This window comes from uncultured Marinobacter sp., assembly GCF_947488835.1.
Classification (GTDB): Bacteria; Pseudomonadota; Gammaproteobacteria; order Pseudomonadales; family Oleiphilaceae; genus Marinobacter.
Genome location: NZ_CANLBK010000001.1, coordinates 1,517,817 through 1,537,050 on the forward strand (window position 1 = coordinate 1,517,817; position 19,234 = coordinate 1,537,050).

Below are 19,234 nucleotides of genomic sequence, written 5' to 3' on the forward strand. Positions count from 1 at the left end.
TATTGTTTGAAGCTAACGGAGTTTTCCGCATGATTACAGTCCACCACCTCAACAACTCTCGATCACAACGCATTCTATGGATGCTGGAAGAGCTGGGAGTGCCCTACGAGATCCAACGATATGAGCGCGATGCCAAAACCATGCTGGCGCCAGCAAGTCTCAAAAAAATACACCCGTTGGGTAAGTCACCGGTGATCACCGACGGCGATCTGGTAGTAGCGGAGTCCGGCGCCATTATCGAGTACCTCGCCCACACTTACGGCAAAGACACCATGCTGCCAGAAGGTGGCGGCCAGGCGTGGCTGGATTACACCTACTGGCTGCACTACGCAGAAGGCTCATTGATGCCACCACTGGTCATGCGGCTGGTGTTTGAAAAGGTAAAAACCAGTCCTATGCCATTTTTTATCAAACCAGTGGCAAAAGGCATTGCCGATAAAACCAATGAGGTTTTCATCGGCCCCATGATCAAAACTCACCTGGATTTTGTTGAAGCTCACCTGGCCAAAAACGCCTGGTTTCTGGGAGATAACCTCAGCGCCGCAGATATCCAAATGAGTTTCCCTCTGGAAGCTTCGGTCGCCCGCGGCATCGTAGGTAAGAACCGGCCTCACATCACTGCCTGGGTCGAACGCGTGCACGCCAGGCCGGCATACCAGGCTGCCCTGAAAAAGGGCGGGGAATACGACTTCGCCTGAGAGCGAGTTAAGCCCCCAGCGCCGCCCTCACCTTTTTGCCCAAGTGGCCCATATCAACACGGCCAACTACCTGAGGGCGCAGCGCACCCATTACTGAGCCCATATCCTGCATGCCTTTGGCATCGGTCGAGCTGATCGCCTCCTGGATAAGCGTGTCCAGCTCATCCTCAGTAAGCGCAACTGGCATGAATTCCTCGATGACCACCATTTCCGCGCGTTCGATATCGCCCAGTTCCGTACGGCCAGCGTTATCGTACTGACTGGCGGAGTCGCGGCGTTGCTTGAGCATTTTATCCAGCACCTTCAAAACGTCGTCGTCATTCAGGTCGCGGCGCTCATCAATTTCGATCTGTTTAATCGCAGCTTGGGCCATACGCAGTGTGACGAGCCGAGTTTTATCCTTATTTCGCATTGCGTCTTTTACTGCGGTACTTAGTTGTTCTTTGAGTGATAATTCAGACATTATCGGTCTCCTGCTGCATGGATTAAGGGCTGTAAGTTTGCATTATGCAAAACAGCAGATCTAGCGGAAAATCAGCTGCGCGGTGAAGTTTGACCTGTCTCTGGCTGCGGCACTTTTATTTTGCCGAAGCTCCCCAATATAGAGGTAGATACTTGGCGCCCCTACCGCACAGGACCTGACAATGAACGATATTCTCAAGAAGTTCCTTTTTGTTTCCAGCATCTACCTGCTAGCACCGACTGCTGGTGCTTTCAGCCTGAGCGACACCATTTCCACTGGTACCCAGGCTCTGTCCTCCACCAGCGAAGTCAGTGGTGAAGCACAGCAACTGCTCGGCCTGCTAGAAAGTCAGCTCGGCGTCTCTGAAACTCAAGCTGTTGGCGGCACCAGTGCCTTACTGCAACTGGCGAAAAACGATCTGGGCAGCGATGCCATAAGCACTCTCACAAACAAAGCGCCGGGGCTATCCAGCTTGCTTGGGGCAGGCGGCATAAGCCAAGGCTTGCTCTCTGGTATTTCATCCATGGACGGGGTGCAATCGGCCTTCTCAGCTCTGGGTATGGACAGCGCCATGATTCAGCAGTTTGTGCCAATTATTATGGGTTTTCTGGGGGATCAAGGGGTTGGTTCTTCCTTAATGGGGCAACTACAAGGCCTATGGTCGCCTGCTAGCTAATTGCCTCGCAATTAGAGAAGATCAGGGCAAACCCTATTGGATGGAGCAAAGTGTGACCAACCAAACTGATATGAAACACCTAAACCGGTGCGTTGAACTGGCCGCACAGGCGTTGGAATCCGGCAACCCACCGTTCGCTTCGGTGCTGGTGGATGAAGCCGGCACGGTTAGATTTGAAGACCATAATCAAATCGTGGGAGGCGACGACACCCAACACCCGGAATTCGCCATTGCTCGCTGGGCGGCGGCCAATATGACACCGGAAGAGCGTACTACCGCAACCGTGTATACCTCGGGAGAACATTGCCCCATGTGCGCTGCGGCCCATGGTTGGGTTGGCCTTGGCCGTATTGTTTACGCCAGCTCCTCCAAGCAGCTGGTCGCCTGGCTGCAAGACATGCAAGCGCCGTTACCACCTGTGGCAACTCTACCCATCACTAGCGTAGTGCCCGACGCACAGGTTGAGGGGCCATTTGCAGAGCAAGCTGCTGCCATTCATGAATTGCACAAGCGGTTTCAAGGTATCAGCAAATAGATTTAGTTAGCGCTACTTAAAGCGACTGGCGCAGCACATTCTCGATAGTTGCCGTTGATAGCACAACAGGATTGGCCTTCATGGAGGAAGCCCCAACGGCAGCTTGTGTCGCTGCAACTATGTGCTCTTCTGTTACACCAATTGAAGCCAGTCCTGGCAAACCATTCTGAACAATCCATTCACGAAAACGCTTTAGAGCCTGGCTTTCCGGCACCTCAAACACTTCAGCAATCCAACGAATTACATCATCGATACGAGCTTTATGCCCAGCCTCGACTACGTTATCCCGGTTTGCTGCAATACCTGCAGGCAATAGAGCACCGCAGATGGCTCCGTGGGGCGCACCGCACAAACTGCCTAGCGGGCCGGCAATGCCATGCACAACTCCCAACCCGGAGTTCGCAAGAGCGAGCCCACCAAAGAGGCTTACCTGCGCCAAAGCATCACGAGCGTCCTTGGACTCCCCTTTCATCAACTGTTTCAAAGCATGAAGCCCCTTGGGGATAGCTTCTTTACATAACATATCTGTGAACAGGTTTGATCGCGACGAGAGATAGGGCTCGATGACCTGAGTAACCGCATCCAAACCTGAGTAGAGGCTGACTTGTTTGGGGCAATTATCGGTGAGCGCCGGGTCGACCAGCGCTAGATCCGGAAACAACTGGTTATCCCTCAAGCTCACCTTACGCTGGGCCTCAACCACGTCGATAACCGCATTTCGAGTTACCTCTGCGCCGGTGCCCGAGGTGGTTGGCACCAGTATCAACGGCAGGCGCTTGGCAGATAACGGCAGCCCGCTCCCTACCACCTCAAGATGGCTTAACAGCTCCGTGTGGCTTGGCAGCATGGCTGCAAGCACCTTTGCTGAATCCATAACCGAGCCACCACCAATGCCAAGTACCAGATCGACCCCGAGTGATTTACCCTGTTCAACGGCGGCAGTAAGCGTGTTCAAGTCAGGCTCTTTTTCAATGGTCAGAGTCTGTACGATATCGATAGACGTGAGTGACTCGAACACAGCCGAGAGCCTGCCCGGGTTTTTGCCGTGCACAATCAATGCTCGCGAACCCAGTTTTGCTGCCCTGTCGTTCAACTGAGCGATGAAACCACGCCCGAACAGAATCTCGGTTGGGGTCACCAAGCTAAATGTGCCTAACATAAACAATGCCGCCTTGAAGATTGGAAGGGATGCCCGCTTTATGGAACCTCAGCGTACCTTTTCCTTTATCATTCGGGAATGTGCGATTTTCGATTCAATGCGCCACACACTCACTTGCCTGTAGATACGCCTATCACTATGCCCACCGCCACATCGACCGAGCCAACCATCTCCGAAGCTGAGATAGAACAGGCCATTCGCTCAGGCATCGAGCGTTACTTCGACGGCTGCCGGGCACGGGTGCCGGCGTTTATTGACCGCCACTTCCACTACCCCGGTGCCCTGGAAACCAACCGGATGGCGCTGGGATGGGACATGTTGCGGGCCCCGATAAATCTACTGTGGGCGCCAGTCTTCGCCCTGGCATGCCTGATAAAAATCCTGACCCCCAAACGCACAGGCCTGATGTGGCTGCACGGGTTGGCAAACCGTGTTCCCGCAGGTTTTACCACCCAGGTACAGCAGCACATTTCGCATCTTATTCTGGTAGATCTACTGAATGATGGTCAGGAAGCGCCCCTGCTGGAGAGCTATTTGGTTGAGGCGTTGGAGACAGTCTATGAGCGCCATGCTTCTGAACCAGTCGATCATCAGCGGTTTGGCAAACTGGCTGAACCGCTGGTCGCGGACGCTCTCAGCCAGTACCGGATAACCCGAACAGCGTCTGCCGATATCACCAACAGCATTTCCTGCACGGTGCTGGGCGCGTTCGCATTCCAGAAGTTTACGCCAGGTGGCATTGGGCTCGGGGTGGTGCTCGCTTCCATGCTGGCAAAAACCCTGGCCGCCAGAGACTTCATTTTGGGCGAGACAATCGGTGGGTGGTATTACAGCTGGTTTCCGCCGGAGCCTACGCTGGCGACAACGGCCAGCGTTATGATCGCTGTTATGGCCGCACTGGCGGCGTTTGCGGCCCTATCCGGTGTTATCTTTGATCCAGTACAAGCGGCGGTCGGCTTGCATCGTCGGCGCCTGCATAAGTTACTGGATCACCTGCAGCGGGACGTCACCCTCAGCACCCAAAGCAGCTTTCGCCCGAAAGATCAGTTTGTGGCGCGGATTCTGGATACCTTCGACATGATCAAATCGGGTCTACTTTAACTATTCGCCAACCTGGAGCGTTTCAAGCAGCTCATCTATGTCTGCTTTAAGTTCCTTGTCATCAATTTTATTCGCGTTAACTTTTGCCGCTTGAAGGTTTTTGATGGCGGCATCCGTTTGGCCCAATTCAACCTGCAAGGTGGCCATGGAAAACGCGATCGACGACATATGATCTTTAGCATTGATTGCCACGGCTTTTTCCATGGCCTTGTCGTAGCCTGCCAAGGCCTCTTCCAGATTTTCTGTAAAATCAGCAAGCGTTTCCCATTGTTCCGGGTGGTCTTTGTCGGTATTTTCGTTATCGGTGCATACAGATTTCAGCTCTGCATAGAGCGAATCAAAAGTCGCAGCATCATCGTTTTGGTCAGCCTCCATAAGCTTTTCCGCTAGGCTGTAAACGGATTTATATATCTTGGTACTAATCATCACTTATCACCTTTCCAACCCCTGCGGGCGTATCTAATAGTATTGTTCAATGATTTTCTGAATTTCACCCTCACTTTCGAGTTGTCTGTGCGCCTCTCTAAGCTGCGCCAGCGTACTGTCATCAACACCCGCCCGGCTGATGCCGTGATAAAGTTCCGAGCCGCTGAGGGCAAAAGGGTGTATGGCGAGACGCCGGTATGCCGGGAGGTGCCGAATCTGGTATGCCGTTGCGATTCTTGATTCGAAAAAGCCCAGTATCCGCCCATTGGCTACTTTAAGATAATTGAGCTCCCCCTTACTGACCGCCTCAAAGCTATCAGCAAACTCTGGATCGTTTTTCATCCGAGTCTCGAACTCGTGTGAATAGAAGACACCCGATTGATACCCATACTTCATGCCCCGCGCCCGGCTTTCCTTGACCAGGTCATCCAGTGACGTAATAGGCAGGTTTTTATTATCCTTGCTGACAACAAGAACCATCTCATCCAGATACACCGGACCAATCCATTCTATATATTCAGAGCGCTCCGGAGTTTTGGACATATTCGTCATGTAGTGCAACGTACCAATTTGCATCGATCTCAAACCACGCTCCCAGGGCTGATCTAAAAAAACCGGGCGGTAGCCGGCTCGCTCGATGATTCTCGATGCAATCTCCACACTGTACCCTGTCCAACGACCTTGGGAATCCAGGTGGTAATTGGGTGGGAAATCCGTCACTCGCACTTTCAGCGTATTTTCAGCGAAAGCAGCACCCGAGCAGAAGAGCAATGCCAGCAGGAAGGTACGCAATCCGTTCATAGCTAAATTCCAGAAGATGAGTTATTCAACTTAACATCATAGAGCCTGAAACTGCGACAGGTATGCAAACCCGCAGGCTTTACGTTTCATAGGCCTTACGATAATTACCCTGATAATCAAAGATCCGCTCCTGCACTTGCCAGTAGTGCTTCTGTTTGCGGGCAATAACAAAATCCGGTGCAGGCATCAAAGCTTGCATCTCAAGCACCTCATCAATCCTGCCAAATTCGCGCGGCGCTTGGCTATTCGCGAAACGCCGTCCAAACAGTTTGCTGAAGACGTTACGTTGCGCCGGTTTGCTGAAATCAAACGACTCGCTGAGTTCCTCCCCATCCTCACCGTGATAGGTGATTTTCAGTTTGCTGCCCGTGCCACTCAGGGTGATGCCGGCGCAACGGATCACCATGGCATCTTTCAGTTTCAGAGCATCTTTTAGCTGATCGTCCGGGTCAATAATGGCCTTTTTACACTGGTGGCAATTACGGGCAGCGATATCATTCTCGGCATTGCAATGTGGGCATTCCTTGAAACGGAAACGGAAATCGCACTGTTCAGGGCGCTCGCTCTGCGCCCCAGGCCCATCCTCTTCCACGGGCTCCAGCAGCCCCTGACAACGGCGACCGTAATGCTCGATCACATGGCCGTCACTGTCTGTTTTACCCCAGAAGACATTGGCAAACCCGCAGCCCGGGCAAAATACCTGCACCGGCTCGCTATCTGGGTTCGGTTTCTTCTCCCCCACTTCCGGATGGTGGAGATTCACATTATTACCGGCGTAATCAATCACCAGACAATCCTGCTTTCCCTCGTGCAGGCGAAGACCACGACCTACGATCTGCCGGTACAAACTCACCGACTGGGTAGGACGAAGAATGGCGATAAAATCCACATGTGGCGCATCGAAGCCTGTGGTGAGAACAGATACATTCACCAGATACTTTAATTGCTGCTGCTTGAAACCCTGTATCAGGGAATCCCGCTCATTCTGGTCAGTAGCGCCGGTAATCAAAGCCGTTTGGTGAACTGGCAGATAGCCGGTGATCTCCTTCGCATGATCCACGGTTGCCGCAAAGATCATCACCGCCTTACGCTCAACAGCCAACTCCATCACCTGTTCGATAATGGCGCGAGTTACACGCTGATGTTTGCTCAACAGTTGGTTTACGTCTTTTTCGGCGTATTCGCCAAAGCGGTTTTGGGGTAGCGCGGAGAAATCGTATTGCGACACCGCCGCGTCAACCAACTCGGGTTTGGTGAGATACCCCCGGTTAATCATATAGCTCAGCGGCAGTTCGTAGATGCAGTGCACAAAGGGCTTATCCTGCTCACTACGAACAAAACCCCGGTAGTGATAGCGATAGATCCAGCCCATGGCCAAACGATAGGGTGTGGCGGTCAAGCCGAGTACTTTAAGGGAGGTATTCTGCTGCCGGAGCAGGTCGATAATTGTTTGATACTGACTGCTGTCATCATCGCTAACCCGATGGCACTCATCGATGATGATCAGTGAGTATTCATCTCTGAACTGGTCCAGATTAGCCGATACGGACTGCACACTGGCGAAGGTGACCTGATGCAGGTTTTCCTTGCGCTTCAGCCCGGCTGAGAAAATGCCGCCCGTTAGCCCATAGCTCTGATATTTTGCGTGATTCTGTTCAACCAGTTCTTTTACATGAGTCAGCACCAAAATCTTGCGCCGGGCAAGGCGGGCCAATTCAGCGATAACCAGGCTCTTACCCGCACCGGTTGGCAGCACAACAACGGCGGATTCATCGGATTTCCGAAAGTGCCTCAAGGTGGCATCCACGGCTTCCTGCTGGTAAGGCCGCAGTTTGAAAGGAGCATTCATTAAAGTCGGATAACTCCGCCACCTTGATCGAACAACCAGCGGTTCCAGTCCGAACCCAGCATGGTTACACCACCAAGGTAGTTATCATCCACAAGGTAATACGAGAGTGTGCGATCCCCCCTGTTGAAGTTGTGCATCAGCCGCACCACAAAGTTGCGTCTGGTCGGTGTCGAGAGCAAGAAACAGACAAACTGGCCCGACTGAGCCCTCAGACTGCCACTTCCAGACGAATCTGAATGCCGCCACTTTTCACTTGGTAATTTCAAAAACTGATCGATCTCCGCCAAACGGCCCTGCTCACGGGCTCGAGCGACAACCCACTGGTTATCCGGGTGTCGCTCAAAATACAAACCCGATTCATCTCGTTCCAACATTTCCATCTGCTCAGCGAGCCCTTCGTTTAACCAGGCAGGCGCATAGGGAATGATCGAATCGACAACCGCGTGACTTACCTCATGCTTGATCGTTTTAAAGGTAAGGCTCCGGTGTTCCCGAATATAGACAACAATCTGGTGTTCGGAGGGTATATACAGTCCGTACGAAGCAATGGAGCTGCCTCTATTATTTCCAATCAGATAGTTCTGATATTCAGCCTTACCCTTGAAAATCAGAATGTTGACTGGCACCGTCCTGTACATATCAAAGGACATAACACGATCAAAAAACTCGTAAACATTGTTTACACCATCAGCAATCTGCTGATGTTCCTCATCTGTCAGTTCAACGTCTACCGCTTTAATGTCGATCTCATAGCGCGCCCATTTCGATGCGCCAGGCTTAACCCTGACCTCTTCCTGCTCAATGCGATGGTCTTTTCGATCACTGAAGTGAACCTTCCCGTCTTCGTCCACCCACTTATAGATCTGTGCGTAGCCGGGGCTCGCAAACACCGCAAAGAGTAAAAATACGAGGACTGGATGCACGACTGCTCGAACCGTCAATGATGACCGCCAGGCCCATGTGCATGGCCATGTGCCAACTCTTCCGGATCAGCCGCGCGAACTTCAATGATTTCGATATCAAAGGTGAGGGTTTTACCCGCCATCGGATGGTTCGTGTCCACATCGGCAAATTTGAGGCCGACCTTGGCAACAACTACATGACGGCGGCCGTGCTCTGTTTGCACCTGGGCGACCATGCCCTTTTTCCAGCGTTTGGCTCCCATCAAATGCTTGACCGGTACGCGCTGGATGGCATCAGCTTTACGCGGCCCGTAAGCTTTTTCCGGAGCGAGGGTAACGCTGAAGGTATCACCAGCCTCGCGCCCCTCCATAGCTTCTTCCAAACCCCGGATAACACCGCCGTGGCCATGCAAATAGGCATTGGGCTCGCCGCCGCGAGAGCTTTCAACAGCATTGCCTTGTTCATCACTAACGGTGTAGTGGAACAGGACCACTTGATTCTTTTCGATGGGCATAGGGTTCTCTGCGTTGGTTCGAGGTACGCCATTATAACCAGTGGCGGCGCTGACTTCAGCGACTAGTTTGCGGAACTGGCGTCAGGGCTCTGCGCCTCCCCATTAACAAGGGCTATAAACTCAGAAACAGGGACAGGATGACTGAAATAATACCCTTGATAGAGATCACACCCGAACCCTTGGAGAACATCCAGGTGGGGCTCCTTCTCCACCCCTTCAGCCACAACGCTAATGCCAAAATTCTTGCCTAAATCAATGATGGATTTCACCATAATCAAATCCATCTCATCATCCAGCAAATCACGCGTAAACGAGTGGTCTACCTTGATCTCATTAATCGGCAAATATTTTAAGTAGCTGAGCGATGAATACCCCGTTCCAAAGTCATCCAATGAAAACGCCAAGCCGAAGTCCACCAACTCGGTAAGCTTCTCAATAATCTCGTTGGTGTCGCCCAGCAAAACCGATTCTGTAAATTCCAACATCAGCTTGGAACGATCAATGCCAAACTCTGAAACAATCCTTTTCACATTCGCTACGAAATCCCCAGACCAGATCTGCTTGGCGCTGGTGTTAATGGACACTCGCAAATGTTGATATCGCGAATCGGATTCCCACTCCTTGAGCTGCTTGCAGGCTTCAGTCAACACCCACTCACCCATCGGTGAAATCAGGTTCGATCCTTCCACTACAGCGATAAACTCGCCCGGGCGGAGCAGCCCACGCTCAGGATGGTCCCAACGAATCAGCGCCTCCGCAGATACCAGATTTTGGCCTGGATCGTACTGCGGCTGATAGTGCAGAACAAAATCACCTTGAACCAACGAGTGCCGCAACTCCTTTTCCAGGCGTGCCGTTCTATCAATTTCATCCTGAATGACCGGATCAAACACCGCAAAATCATCACGCCCCTTATTCTTTGCCTGATACAACGCCAAGTCAGCAAGCTGGAGCAACTCAGTAGCCATTTTCAAGTCAGGCTCAAAAATGGTGATCCCGATACTTGCCGTTACAGCGTACTCAATGGGAGGGCGATTATTGTTGAGTTTTATACTGACCTTTTTGCCTATGGCAGTGCGGACATCCTGAGCAATCAGCTTTGCTTTAACCGCCGCTTTTTGCGGGTCGGCATCCAGATCACTGAGAACAACAACAAACTCATCACCGCCAAATCTGGCAACGGTATCATCCCCACGCACCAGAGAATTAAGCCGAGCCCCCAAGACCACCAGCAGATCGTCACCGGCTTGGTGACCATAGGTGTCATTGAGATTTTTGAAGTTATCCAGATCCACAAAAAACACAGCGCCGCATTTTCCGGAGCGTTTGCAGCGATCAAGCGCGAGACCTAGCCTGTCACTTAACAGGGCGCGATTCGGAAGCTTGGTTAGGGGGTCGTAAAAAGCCAGTGACTCAATTTTTGATTGATCAATTTTCTGCTGAGTAACATCCTGGATAATGCCTGCCAGCAACTCCGGTTTACCTTCTTTATCGCACTGTACAATGTCGCCCCGATCCCAAAGCCATATCACTTTGCCATCAGGCCGCTTGAACCGGAACTCAATGTCATAGGGGGTATTGTTTTCCAACAACGCCTGAAGCGCATCGGCAACGCGTTGCTGGTCTTCCTCCATAACGCGGTCCATAAAATCCGAAAACGACGCTGCGGACCGGTAAACGCCTGTGATTTCCTCCCAACCTTTATTGAACAACACATTATTGGTTCGTGTGTTCCAGTCCCACATGCCTTCCCGGGAAACGGCCAGTACATGCTCCAGGCGCTTGGCGTTAAATTCTGCCAGGTTCTTTAATTCGGTTATTTCGGTGATGTCGCGGGCGATAACTGCAATATTCAACTCGCCGAGACTGTTTTTGAAAGGGATTTTTAAAGACTGGAAGTGTCGAATTTCGCCCGTATTGTTATCGGTAGAGTCTTCGTAAACTGTTTCAGGCTTGAAGCGTCGCATCACGCCCTGGACGTTCTCTTTGAAAAACCTGCCCTGCTCCTTATTACCTGTAAAAAAGGAGTCTTCTTTGCCAATCATTTCTTCTGGGGTGGTGCCATAGAGCCTGGCGACGAAATCATTGACGAAAACAAAGTTGCCATCCCAGTCTTTTGCCAGGATAGGCTCGGGTATTGCGTTAACGATGTCAGACAGCAACCGGTTCTTTTCTCTTTCAGCATCCAGTTGTGATTTAGGTGAATCGCCCATGAAAATGCTGCCTGTTCTATAGAATCTTGAAACTAGCGCAGTGGTTCTGGGGTGTCAAAAAAAATGAAAGCGCCCAACGGTATACTGTGTGTCCGAACCTATTTACATTAGAGAGGACTGAAACAGGACCGCTTATGACGGTTTCGCAAGAATCCACCATAAGCTTGGCCAACGCGATAATATGGTGCCATCAAGCTCATCCAAAGACAGGGCAATTTAATGAAACTAAATAAACTTCTAGCTGCCAGTGCAGTCAGCTCCGCGATTTTCCTAAGCGCCTGCGCAAATACACCAGAGGCCACGGATAGCCGTGTAACAACTGAAAGCCTTATCGGTGGCGGCGAGTGGATTGTTGAAGACATTGGCGGCAATGGCATTATCGACAGCTCCCGTGTCAGCATCGTATTCATGGAAGACAATCAGGTGGGCGGTAGCTCGTCCTGCAATCGTTACAGTGGCGAATACCAGCTCAATGGATCCACATTGACCGTTGGCGATAACATGGCATCGACCCGAATGGCCTGTCCGCCGGCGCTGATGAATCAGGAAGAATCTTTTTTGAAGCTGCTGATGGATGTTAACCAGGCGCGCTTTGGTGATCACGGCGAATTGCTGCTGAGCACCCCCGAAGGAGAAACTATCCGCGCTTTCCAGTCGTCACCCAAACCGTAACAAAGACGCCCTCATGATCGATTTTCGTAGCGATACCGTTACCCGCCCTACCGCTGAAATGCGCGAAGCCATGGTCAGCGCCGAGGTGGGCGACGACGTTTACGGTGACGACCCCACCGTTAACAGCTTACAGGCCTTCGCGGCCGACCGGTTGGGCTTCGAATCAGCGCTGTTTACCGCCTCCGGCACCCAGGCCAATCTGCTCGCGATCATGAGCCATTGTGGTCGGGGCGATGAATACCTTTGCGGTCAGTCTGCGCACAACTATCGTTATGAAGGCGGTGGCGCCGCCGTGCTTGGCAGCGTTCAACCGCAACCCATCGAAAACGAACCCGATGGCAGCATCAGCCTCAAAAAAGCCAGAGCCGCCATCAAGGCCGACGACATCCACTTCGCGTCTACCCGCCTGCTCTCACTGGAAAACACCATTGGTGGCAAAGTGTTGTCACTGGATTACCAGCGCCAGGCTCGCGCCTTTTGCGACGACCACAATTTATTGCTGCACCTGGACGGCGCCCGGTTGTTCAATGCAGCGGTGAAATCCAACTGTGATGTCACCGAGATAACCCAACACTATGATTCGGTCAGTGTCTGCCTCTCAAAAGGTCTGGGCGCGCCTGTTGGTTCGCTGCTGCTGGGTTCAAAAGCCTTTATCGAGCGGGCAACACGACTGCGTAAAATGGTGGGTGGTGGTATGCGCCAAGCCGGCATACTGGCCGCTGCCGCTCGAATTGCCCTGGAAAAAGGACCACAGCGGCTGTTTGAAGATCACGAAAACGCCGAATACCTGAGTGCCGGACTGGCCGGAATCCCGCAGCTGGAGATCACCCCCGCGAGCACCCAGACCAATATCGTCTACGCCCGCTGCCGCTTCGACAGAGCTGCGCAACTGCGTGACTACCTGGTTGAACAGAACATCCTGATCACCGCAGGTAACCCCATTCGCTTCGTGACACATCTGGATGTGAACCGCCAGGATGTCGACCGGTTGCTGGATGCTATTCGGCGGTTCTACCTGTCGTAACTAATAGGTATGGCCCGGTTTTCCATAACGACCTAGCGAATGAAGTGATCACTCACACGCATCATCATCTTGGCCCGGGGGTGTTTGCCAGAAGTTCGGCGTTTGTGGGGTACTTCTCAAGCAGCTCAACCAGCTTCTTTGTGCCCTCTAACGGTTTGAGACCGCCAAGCGCCCGGCGCAATGCTCTTATTTTGTCTAAATCTTTTGGATCCAACAGCAGCTCTTCACGGCGCGTGCTGCTTTTGGCAATATCCAGCGCGGGAAAGATTCGCTGATTCGCCACGTCTCTCGATAAAACCAGCTCCATGTTCCCCGTGCCCTTAAATTCCTCAAAGATAACCTGGTCCATACGGCTGCCGGTATCCACCAAAACGGTTGCCAAAATGGTCAGCGAGCCGCCATTCTCAATGTTTCGTGCAGCGCCAAACAACCTCCTCGGGATCTCCATCGCTCGAGCATCCACCCCGCCAGACATAGTACGACCGCTGCTCTTTCGCTCCGCATTATGCACACGCGAAAGCCTCGTGAGAGAATCAATCACAATCATGACGTTGTGACCCTCGCCCGCATGCTGGCGGGCGATATCAAGAAGTTCATCAGCAACGCGAACGTGATGAGCATAGCTTTCATCCGAAGAAGAAGCGCGTACCTCAGCCGGGACGCTACGCCTGAAATCAGTGACCTCTTCCGGTCGCTCATCTATCAATAACGCGTAAAGTTTAATCTCTGGGTACGCCTTTCCCACCGCCTGGCAGATATGCTTCAAAATCGTTGATTTTCCAGACCCCGGCGGCGCAACGATCAAACCTCGCTGCCCCATGCCAATCGGCGTGATCAAATCCATCGCGCGCACCGTGAGTTGTTCAGAACCCAACTCCAAGCGAATCGCCGGCGCAGGATTGATAGCCACAGCGTTCAAAAAACGTTTTTGTGGATCAGCCTCACTTTCAACCTCAACCGTAGCTTCGGTTTTAGTCGCCACTGGTTTAGGGGCTTTCTTTCGTGTTCCGGTTAAACCTAATGTCTTTCTCGTCATGGTTGTTTGATAGCTCTTTTTAAATGGAGATTTTTTGACAAAGACAGCTCAAGGTGAAAACCAGTGTGCAAAAAAAAGGTCTGTCCCGGTTTTCTTCAGACTGATAGTCCAACGCCAGAAGCAGCACTGTGTTATGCGCCCTTCTTCTTTCGCACATCTTTTACCAAATAGGAATTTCCCGGCCCACGCTTCAGCTCAAACAAATCTATTGCCTTAATGAGACTGCTCAGATTTTTGTAGCCATAGTTTCGGGTATCGAACGACGTTTTGTTCGATATGTGCGCACCAACAGGGCCCAGAGCAGCCCATCCGTTGTCCTCCTCCGTGGCTTCAATTGCTTGGCGCAGCAAATTTACCAGCTTGGTATCAGATTTAATGTTTTTGGGTTCAGCAGGGGCTGTTTCGTTGTTGTTAACTTCTTTATCCAGAAACAAAAACTTGGAGCATGCGTTCACAAAAGGCGATGGAGTTTTTCGCTCACCAAATCCCAGAACCACCTTACCTTCAGCCAAGGCGCGAGTAACCATCGGTGTGAAGTCACTGTCGGACGACACAAAACACATAACATCTATGTCTTTCGTATACATCACATCCATCGCGTCTATCACCAATGCGATATCGGAGGCATTTTTTCCCTTGGAAAGGTCATATTGTTGAATCGGCTGGATAGCATACTCATGCAGGTGATCTTCCCAGCCCTTCAGGGACGCTTTTTTCCAATTACCGTATGCCTTTCTGATGGTTACCACACCATACTTCGCAACCTCACTCAGAACGGCTTCGAACTTGCTCGCTGGTGCATTATCCGCATCAATAAACAACGCAATTTTTTGCTTGGATTCACTCATTTACATCTATACCTTTTTGAAAGCATGGTGCTGGCAGGTCAGGAAGGGACATAATCTGTGACGACTCCTTGTATATAATGCCAGCAGCACCTGCGGAATATACAAATTGGTTTTTTACCACCAACCAATGCATACAGCCCGAGGCACCCCTGGAATGATTAAACCCCTTCAATGGCTGATCAGGACCACAGTATTTTTGTTGGTTCTGCTGGCAGGCCCCGCGCTGATTGCGGCCTGCAGCAGTCAGTCTGGCCAGAACTGGCGGGACACCGATCGCTCCAGTGCAGGCATTGCGCCGCTTCCTGGCGAGACTGAAGAAGCCATTGTGCAGGTTTATGGCGCCCGAGCGTATAACTGGCGCGGCAATTTTGCGGTCCATACCTGGATTGCGACCAAGGTGGGCGGGGCATCTACTTACGAGGTTCACGATGTCACTGGCTGGGGTCACAAGAAGGTGCGGTCCCGCCCCGGCGAGCCGGATACCGCCTGGTACGGCAACCCGCCGATGTTGCTGGCAGATCTCCGTGGTGAGAAAGCAGACGCCGCCATCATCAATATCCGGAAAGCTATCGACACCTACCCCTTCCCGAAAGAATACAAAGCCTGGCCCGGGCCCAACAGCAATACCTTCGTAGCCTGGATAATCCGGCAGGTACCCGAACTGGATGTTGCACTGCCCAATATTGCTATCGGAAAAGACTATCTCGCTGACGGAGTATTTGCGAAAGCGCCCAGCGGTTCGGGCTACCAGTTCTCCCTCAATGGTTATTTCGGCCTTATGGCGAGTATCCGGGAAGGTGTTGAGCTGAACGTTCTTGGCCTCAACATTGGCATTGACCCTCTGGCTTTGGCCGTCAAACTACCCGGCATCGGTCATATTGGCCTGCGCGACCCCTGGATGGATCGCTCGACGTGGCACAAAGCGCCGGTTCTCAAGACGTCAGAAACCACAACAACAAGCCAGCCCCCCCGACAAGAAGCACTGCAAAATGGACAGCCAGGCTCTTCTGGATAGTTGGGGCGGGCTTAGCGGTGAAACTGAAATAGTCCTCACCAAACAGCCCAACGCCGCAGCCCTCACAGTAGTTTTTCGAGTAAGAGACCCGGAGCTCAGATGGCTCAAACTTTTTCCGGCAGCTGTAACAACTGGGCTTAATCACTTGAGGCTCCGCAAATAATTCAACAAATCAAAGTCTAATTGCTGCCGCAAAGCGGCCGCTTCCGGCGCGACAAGCAGCCAGCCCAGAGCGCCCAGATTAGCGAGAACCGCCAGCCAGAAAACGAACTGATAGCTCCCCTTTCGTGTTTTGTGCCGAAAAACCTGCTGAGCCATAAGTGCTCCGGGCCAGCCGCAGCATAGCTCAAAGAGGTGCAGCGTGTTCTCAGCCGTACGCTGCCCACCCCGCTGCGCCGCGCGCTTATCGATCCAGTACATCACAAACAACACCAGGCTCACCCCGCCATAGGCAGCCAGGATAGAGACCGGCAGACTACCTCGGTGGAACAACCCCGCCAGAATGGTGAAAAACACCAGCACAACAGCAGCAGCCACCCAGACTCCCCGAGCAAAGCTCGCGCCAACCTTTGCCGCGCCAGCGTACTGAAACCGCCCTGCTCTCGGCCGGCCCTGACTGTCCTTCGCGATGGTATAGGCTACCTTGCGATCTGAAACTGGCCGGCCACGGCCTGCATAGGTGCTGATATGAGCAAAGACCCGCTCACCACCGCCCTCAGGAGTAATGAAGCCAAAACCCTTGGCGTCGTTCCATGCGGTGAGTATTCCTTTTTGGTTCAATTCATTTCTCCCTTCAATGGCTGATCAGAACTGGCGGGACACAGATCGCTCAATGAAAGCAATCAGCCGTAAATTGTTGCCGCCAATGTCGATTACCCACCATTTGCCCTAGCATTTGAAATTGTCGAGGGCCGGGAACACCCGGCGGCAATCCGGGATTCTGGCAGTCCTTTGCAGCGGGTGTGGATTATACTCAGGTTAAGGATGGCCGGTTACTTGTCCGGCTCAAGGAATAGAGAAAGCCGGGACAGATTTATTTTCCAGATGGTTAGCACAACAAGGAGACACCATGTCGTACACCAGCCAATATACACCCGAAACCCTGAGCCGGGATGAGCTAGACCAGACCATCGGTCCAATGGTGATCGAATTCGGCACCAACTGGTGCGGGATCTGCCAGGGTGCTCAGGCGGACATCAAGGCGGCAATGGACAATCACCCAGACGTGCCGCATGTGAAGGTTGAAGATGGCAAAGGCCGCAGATTGGGGCGGACGTTTGGCGTTAAGCTCTGGCCGACCCTGATTTTTTTGAAGGATGGTGAAGAAATAGCGCGGGTCGTCCGCCCAGAAAACAGCCGCGACATCGAGGATGCACTGCTAAAAATTCACTAAGGCCGGCGCTGGCAATGATTCACGCTGCCTCAGTTGAGTAAGTTGCGGTAACGAGAGCAAGCCATTTCTTTGTATGCTTGACTCTTGGGACTTCCATCTTTGCGATACTCGGAAGTCCAGAAATCACACATTTTTTTACTGCCGGCGATAGCACTTCGTCTCTGTTCAGCTTCACGCTCAACCCGGCGCCGCTCAGCTGCTAACCGCTTCGCTCTTTGCTGTTTCGCCTCAATTTCTTCAGCTGTCAGCGCTGGTGGTGAGTACGAGGGGGCAGAAATGGTAGGAAATTCAACATCGCCTCTTGTGGAAAGCCTTTCGATCAGCGCATCGTTAAAAGAATCGAAAACCACGAAGAAGATAAACCAGCCAATGATAGTGATGATGATCCACGATACGATATTCGCGACAACTACTGCGGAAAAAATCTTAAACCAGGACATCTGTCACTCCATTTAAACACCGTTAGGAAGCTTACATAAGGCGTCAGTGAAGTGTCCATGACCAAACGCCAAATCTGCCCCAGTTTTCATCCGATTGCGCCCTAACCCCTCTGATTTCACAAAGTTTTACTCCACCCACCCTCCTGTTAATAGCAAGCTTACCAATGCTCAGCTACCATGGCGCGCCGCTATGAGCTCCGGCTCATCGGCAAGGAATACCCAAAATAATCAAGAAGGAATCTACCGTGCGAAACGCAAGGATTTTAGCAGTACTGGCTGCTCTGCTTTACCTCACCGGCTGCGCCTCCGGCGCCAAAATGGGCAACATGGTGTACGAGGGGCCAGTGAAGGCCTACGACACGGCCCTGGAAAACAATGTGAATGTCACCAACGTCTCGGGCGGCAAGGAAACAAACCCCGCATGGACCTCCGAGATCGACAACGATGCCTTCGCGGGCGCCCTGAAGCAAAGCCTGCAGAAACAGGGATTACTCTCTGGCACCGGCCGGTATCAGCTCGAAGCTCTTCTGCTGGAAGTGGACCAACCCATGTTCGGGCTAGACTTCAAGGTAACCACCCACGTGAGGTACATCCTGACTGATCGCGATAACAACGGCAATGTGGTCCTCAACAAGACGATTGTCGCCCCCTACACTGCCACCATTGGTGATGCCTTTGCAGCCATCAAACGCCTGAGGCTGGCCAACGAGGGATCCGGAAAAGCCAACATTCAGGGTCTGCTGAACAAGCTCAACGAACTAGAAATCCAGTCCGGCGACATCTCCTTCGCGCAATAACCTTTCTCGAATTAAGCTCTACTGCAAGGAATAACCATGAATTATCCGTTACTAGTCACACTGGCCGCTATCGCGTTTCTGTCCAGCGGTTGTGCATCAGTAGTATCCGGCACCGACCAAAACCTCACCTTCAATAGCGAGCCTGAAGATGCCACCGTAACTGTTTCCGGCCGTGTTCTCGGTAAAACGCCGCTTACCGTGCCGGTGGACCGGGGCTCCAACCAGTCCATTACCTTTGAGAAGGAAGGCTACAAGACCTACACCGCTCAACTTTCCACCACAACCAACCCGTGGTTCTTCGGTAACATCGTGATTGGGGGACTGCTTGGTTCGACAACCGATGGCGTTTCCGGGGCCATTCACGAGTTCTCTCCGGACCAGTACTTCGTCACCCTGAAGCCCGACACCCCGACAGGAATCTCGACCTCCAAGCCTAGACAAATCAAAGAAATCATCATCGCGTTCAGCGGCGAGTTTCGTCACCAGCTAGCAAGTGGCGGTGGTGAAAAGGTGGATACCATTATGCATTTGCTGGGTATCGACGACTCGCAGGAAGACACCACCATCCGAGCACTGAACCAGCTTGCGCTTGCGAACGAAAATGACCTTGAGCTGGCTAAAATGATTATTGAGATTTACGACGTTCAGTAAAGATCCATTCTCGAAACTGG

The 19,234-nt window shown here is 52.3% G+C and carries 22 protein-coding genes; 10 read left to right on the forward strand and 12 right to left on the reverse strand.

The features are described 5' to 3' along the window. Positions 1-29: 29 nt before the first annotated feature. Positions 30-698: a glutathione S-transferase gene (locus tag Q0824_RS06990; RefSeq protein WP_298448791.1), complete on the forward strand. Its 669-nt coding sequence runs from the start codon at positions 30-32 to the stop codon at positions 696-698. 7 nt (positions 699-705) lie between these two features. Here Q0824_RS06990 and Q0824_RS06995 read toward each other — a convergent pair whose 3' ends face one another. Beyond that, positions 706-1,161: a GatB/YqeY domain-containing protein gene (locus Q0824_RS06995; RefSeq protein ID WP_298448793.1), complete on the reverse strand. Its 456-nt coding sequence runs from the start codon at positions 1,159-1,161 to the stop codon at positions 706-708. Between the two features lie 181 nt (positions 1,162-1,342). Between Q0824_RS06995 and Q0824_RS07000 the strand changes: the two genes are divergently transcribed. Further along, positions 1,343-1,837, forward strand: a complete 495-nt coding sequence (locus Q0824_RS07000) for a DUF2780 domain-containing protein (RefSeq protein ID WP_298448795.1) — start codon at positions 1,343-1,345, stop codon at positions 1,835-1,837. A 52-nt stretch (positions 1,838-1,889) separates the two neighbouring features. Continuing rightward, complete coding sequence (locus Q0824_RS07005) at positions 1,890-2,372, forward strand: nucleoside deaminase (RefSeq protein ID WP_298448797.1); 483 nt, start codon at positions 1,890-1,892, stop codon at positions 2,370-2,372. A 16-nt stretch (positions 2,373-2,388) separates the two neighbouring features. Here the strand turns inward: Q0824_RS07005 and Q0824_RS07010 are convergent, their stop codons facing one another. After that, positions 2,389-3,531: an iron-containing alcohol dehydrogenase gene (locus tag Q0824_RS07010; RefSeq protein ID WP_298448799.1), complete on the reverse strand. Its 1,143-nt coding sequence runs from the start codon at positions 3,529-3,531 to the stop codon at positions 2,389-2,391. Between the two features lie 78 nt (positions 3,532-3,609). On the opposite strand from Q0824_RS07010, the gene Q0824_RS07015 reads away from it, so the two are divergent. Further along, the gene (locus Q0824_RS07015) at positions 3,610-4,632 is read left to right on the forward strand and encodes a DUF6635 family protein (RefSeq protein WP_298448802.1); all 1,023 of its coding nucleotides are present in this window, start codon (positions 3,610-3,612) and stop codon (positions 4,630-4,632) included. On the opposite strand, the gene Q0824_RS07020 is transcribed toward Q0824_RS07015, so the two are convergent. The 6 genes from Q0824_RS07020 to Q0824_RS07045 form a co-directional block, all read right to left on the reverse strand. Beyond that, positions 4,633-5,058 carry a tetratricopeptide repeat protein gene (locus Q0824_RS07020; RefSeq protein WP_298448803.1) on the reverse strand — a complete coding sequence of 142 codons (426 nt, stop codon included), beginning with the start codon at positions 5,056-5,058 and terminating at the stop codon, positions 4,633-4,635. Between the two features lie 33 nt (positions 5,059-5,091). Beyond that, the gene (locus Q0824_RS07025) at positions 5,092-5,859 is read right to left on the reverse strand and encodes an ABC transporter substrate-binding protein (RefSeq protein WP_298448806.1); all 768 of its coding nucleotides are present in this window, start codon (positions 5,857-5,859) and stop codon (positions 5,092-5,094) included. A gap of 79 nt (positions 5,860-5,938) precedes the next feature. Continuing rightward, the gene (locus Q0824_RS07030; protein WP_298448808.1) at positions 5,939-7,708 is read right to left on the reverse strand and encodes a DEAD/DEAH box helicase; all 1,770 of its coding nucleotides are present in this window, start codon (positions 7,706-7,708) and stop codon (positions 5,939-5,941) included. Then, complete coding sequence (locus Q0824_RS07035) at positions 7,708-8,631, reverse strand: DUF4124 domain-containing protein (protein ID WP_298448810.1); 924 nt, start codon at positions 8,629-8,631, stop codon at positions 7,708-7,710. Before Q0824_RS07035 ends, Q0824_RS07030 begins: the two co-directional genes overlap by 1 nt. 14 nt (positions 8,632-8,645) lie before the next feature. Beyond that, positions 8,646-9,125 (reverse strand): peptidylprolyl isomerase, encoded by a 480-nt coding sequence (locus Q0824_RS07040; protein ID WP_298448812.1) that lies wholly within the window; start codon positions 9,123-9,125, stop codon positions 8,646-8,648. A gap of 62 nt (positions 9,126-9,187) precedes the next feature. Then, entirely contained in the window at positions 9,188-11,338 is a 2,151-nt protein-coding gene (locus Q0824_RS07045) for a bifunctional diguanylate cyclase/phosphodiesterase (protein WP_298448814.1), read from the reverse strand. Positions 11,339-11,557: 219 nt separating this feature from the next. Between Q0824_RS07045 and Q0824_RS07050 the strand changes: the two genes are divergently transcribed. Both Q0824_RS07050 and ltaE read left to right on the forward strand, forming a co-directional pair. Further along, complete coding sequence (locus Q0824_RS07050; protein ID WP_298448816.1) at positions 11,558-12,010, forward strand: META domain-containing protein; 453 nt, start codon at positions 11,558-11,560, stop codon at positions 12,008-12,010. A gap of 13 nt (positions 12,011-12,023) precedes the next feature. Next, positions 12,024-13,034 (forward strand): low-specificity L-threonine aldolase, encoded by a 1,011-nt coding sequence (ltaE, locus tag Q0824_RS07055; RefSeq protein WP_298448818.1) that lies wholly within the window; start codon positions 12,024-12,026, stop codon positions 13,032-13,034. Positions 13,035-13,098: 64 nt separating this feature from the next. On the opposite strand, the gene rho is transcribed toward ltaE, so the two are convergent. Together rho and Q0824_RS07065 are read right to left on the reverse strand one after the other, a co-directional pair. Beyond that, positions 13,099-14,070, reverse strand: coding sequence for a transcription termination factor Rho (gene rho / locus Q0824_RS07060; protein WP_298448819.1), 972 nt, complete (start codon positions 14,068-14,070; stop codon positions 13,099-13,101). 131 nt (positions 14,071-14,201) lie between these two features. Continuing rightward, the gene (locus Q0824_RS07065) at positions 14,202-14,918 is read right to left on the reverse strand and encodes an NYN domain-containing protein (protein ID WP_200205085.1); all 717 of its coding nucleotides are present in this window, start codon (positions 14,916-14,918) and stop codon (positions 14,202-14,204) included. 154 nt (positions 14,919-15,072) lie between these two features. Here Q0824_RS07065 and Q0824_RS07070 point away from each other — a divergent pair, with 154 nt between their 5' ends. Next, positions 15,073-15,933, forward strand: coding sequence for a DUF3750 domain-containing protein (locus Q0824_RS07070; protein ID WP_298448821.1), 861 nt, complete (start codon positions 15,073-15,075; stop codon positions 15,931-15,933). A 141-nt stretch (positions 15,934-16,074) separates the two neighbouring features. Here the strand turns inward: Q0824_RS07070 and Q0824_RS07075 are convergent, their stop codons facing one another. Then, entirely contained in the window at positions 16,075-16,713 is a 639-nt protein-coding gene (locus Q0824_RS07075; protein WP_298448822.1) for a DUF1294 domain-containing protein, read from the reverse strand. 289 nt (positions 16,714-17,002) lie between these two features. On the opposite strand from Q0824_RS07075, the gene Q0824_RS07080 reads away from it, so the two are divergent. Beyond that, positions 17,003-17,326 (forward strand): thioredoxin family protein, encoded by a 324-nt coding sequence (locus tag Q0824_RS07080; RefSeq protein ID WP_298448824.1) that lies wholly within the window; start codon positions 17,003-17,005, stop codon positions 17,324-17,326. A gap of 29 nt (positions 17,327-17,355) precedes the next feature. On the opposite strand, the gene Q0824_RS07085 is transcribed toward Q0824_RS07080, so the two are convergent. Further along, complete coding sequence (locus Q0824_RS07085) at positions 17,356-17,766, reverse strand: hypothetical protein (protein ID WP_298448826.1); 411 nt, start codon at positions 17,764-17,766, stop codon at positions 17,356-17,358. Positions 17,767-18,011: 245 nt separating this feature from the next. Here Q0824_RS07085 and Q0824_RS07090 point away from each other — a divergent pair, with 245 nt between their 5' ends. Further along, the gene (locus Q0824_RS07090) at positions 18,012-18,563 is read left to right on the forward strand and encodes a hypothetical protein (protein WP_298448827.1); all 552 of its coding nucleotides are present in this window, start codon (positions 18,012-18,014) and stop codon (positions 18,561-18,563) included. A gap of 36 nt (positions 18,564-18,599) precedes the next feature. After that, positions 18,600-19,214 (forward strand): PEGA domain-containing protein, encoded by a 615-nt coding sequence (locus Q0824_RS07095; protein ID WP_298448829.1) that lies wholly within the window; start codon positions 18,600-18,602, stop codon positions 19,212-19,214. Positions 19,215-19,234: the final 20 nt, after the last annotated feature.

What these genes read in the sequence shown, in the direction of transcription:
- Q0824_RS06990 (WP_298448791.1), top strand. Translation starts at nt 30, where the DNA reads ATGATTACAGTCCACCACCTCAACAACTCTCGATCACAACGCATTCTA.
- Q0824_RS06995 (WP_298448793.1), bottom strand. Translation starts at nt 1,161, where the DNA reads ATGTCTGAATTATCACTCAAAGAACAACTAAGTACCGCAGTAAAAGAC.
- Q0824_RS07000 (WP_298448795.1), top strand. Translation starts at nt 1,343, where the DNA reads ATGAACGATATTCTCAAGAAGTTCCTTTTTGTTTCCAGCATCTACCTG.
- Q0824_RS07010 (WP_298448799.1), bottom strand. Translation starts at nt 3,531, where the DNA reads ATGTTAGGCACATTTAGCTTGGTGACCCCAACCGAGATTCTGTTCGGG.
- Q0824_RS07015 (WP_298448802.1), top strand. Translation starts at nt 3,610, where the DNA reads ATGTGCGATTTTCGATTCAATGCGCCACACACTCACTTGCCTGTAGAT.
- Q0824_RS07020 (WP_298448803.1), bottom strand. Translation starts at nt 5,058, where the DNA reads ATGATTAGTACCAAGATATATAAATCCGTTTACAGCCTAGCGGAAAAG.
- Q0824_RS07025 (WP_298448806.1), bottom strand. Translation starts at nt 5,859, where the DNA reads ATGAACGGATTGCGTACCTTCCTGCTGGCATTGCTCTTCTGCTCGGGT.
- Q0824_RS07030 (WP_298448808.1), bottom strand. Translation starts at nt 7,708, where the DNA reads ATGAATGCTCCTTTCAAACTGCGGCCTTACCAGCAGGAAGCCGTGGAT.
- Q0824_RS07040 (WP_298448812.1), bottom strand. Translation starts at nt 9,125, where the DNA reads ATGCCCATCGAAAAGAATCAAGTGGTCCTGTTCCACTACACCGTTAGT.
- Q0824_RS07045 (WP_298448814.1), bottom strand. Translation starts at nt 11,338, where the DNA reads ATGGGCGATTCACCTAAATCACAACTGGATGCTGAAAGAGAAAAGAAC.
- Q0824_RS07050 (WP_298448816.1), top strand. Translation starts at nt 11,558, where the DNA reads ATGAAACTAAATAAACTTCTAGCTGCCAGTGCAGTCAGCTCCGCGATT.
- ltaE (WP_298448818.1), top strand. Translation starts at nt 12,024, where the DNA reads ATGATCGATTTTCGTAGCGATACCGTTACCCGCCCTACCGCTGAAATG.
- rho (WP_298448819.1), bottom strand. Translation starts at nt 14,070, where the DNA reads ATGACGAGAAAGACATTAGGTTTAACCGGAACACGAAAGAAAGCCCCT.
- Q0824_RS07065 (WP_200205085.1), bottom strand. Translation starts at nt 14,918, where the DNA reads ATGAGTGAATCCAAGCAAAAAATTGCGTTGTTTATTGATGCGGATAAT.
- Q0824_RS07070 (WP_298448821.1), top strand. Translation starts at nt 15,073, where the DNA reads ATGATTAAACCCCTTCAATGGCTGATCAGGACCACAGTATTTTTGTTG.
- Q0824_RS07080 (WP_298448824.1), top strand. Translation starts at nt 17,003, where the DNA reads ATGTCGTACACCAGCCAATATACACCCGAAACCCTGAGCCGGGATGAG.
- Q0824_RS07085 (WP_298448826.1), bottom strand. Translation starts at nt 17,766, where the DNA reads ATGTCCTGGTTTAAGATTTTTTCCGCAGTAGTTGTCGCGAATATCGTA.
- Q0824_RS07095 (WP_298448829.1), top strand. Translation starts at nt 18,600, where the DNA reads ATGAATTATCCGTTACTAGTCACACTGGCCGCTATCGCGTTTCTGTCC.